Raw genomic sequence first — 659 nt, forward strand, 5'->3', positions numbered from 1 at the left:
GGGTCTCAGTCGGGTCAGGCTGCGGCCGTCGGGTTCGCCGACTGGGCGGCGTGGCGGTATTCGGCGTTGATGCGCTTGGCTTCTTCGAGTTGGTCTTCGAGGATGATGATGCGGCAGGCGGCCTCGATGGGGGTGCCGTGGTCCACGAGTTCCCGGGCGCGGGCGGCGATGCGCAGCTGGTAGCGGGAGTAGCGGCGGTGTCCGCCTGCGGAGCGGAGCGGGGTGATGAGGCGGGCCTCCCCGATGGCGCGCAGGAAGCCCTGGGTGGTGCCGAGCATCTCGGCGGCGCGGCCCATGGTGTAGGCGGGGTAGTCGTCGTCGTCGAGCCGGCCGTAGGAATCGTCTGCTGTCATCTGCACCTCTGTGTGGAGTGTGGAACGCGTGGAGGGGCCCTGGTGCCAGTGGCACCAGGGCCCCGAAGGAACTGCTACACCATCTGCCGGCCCTGGTACTGCGCCGGCCTTCTGTGTCCGCAGACCCGACCGGAATACTGTCGGGGCTGCCGGGATCGCGGTTGCTTGACCGGAGACCACCTCACTGTCGATGTCCTGCGGTACCCGGGTTCAAGACTTCCGCCCGGGCGATCCTGATGGCGCGGGCTCCTCCGTTCTTCCCTCAGTGATCAACTACCTGTCAAACGGGGGACTGCGAACTGCTGT

At 67.7% G+C, this 659-nt stretch carries 1 protein-coding gene; it reads right to left on the reverse strand.

All coding sequences use genetic code 11. The features are described from left to right. Positions 1 to 14: 14 nt before the first annotated feature. A complete protein-coding gene (locus tag KUM49_RS46495; protein WP_217243056.1) occupies positions 15 to 353 on the reverse strand; it encodes a MerR family transcriptional regulator in 339 nt (112 codons plus the stop codon). Positions 354 to 659: the final 306 nt, after the last annotated feature.

The organism is Streptomyces sp. AC555_RSS877 (genome assembly GCF_019049245.1).
Lineage (GTDB): Bacteria > Actinomycetota > Actinomycetes > Streptomycetales > Streptomycetaceae > Streptomyces.

Excerpts from the sequence above, each read along its gene's own strand:
- KUM49_RS46495 (WP_217243056.1), bottom strand. The coding sequence starts at position 353 with ATGACAGCAGACGATTCCTACGGCCGGCTCGACGACGACGACTACCCC.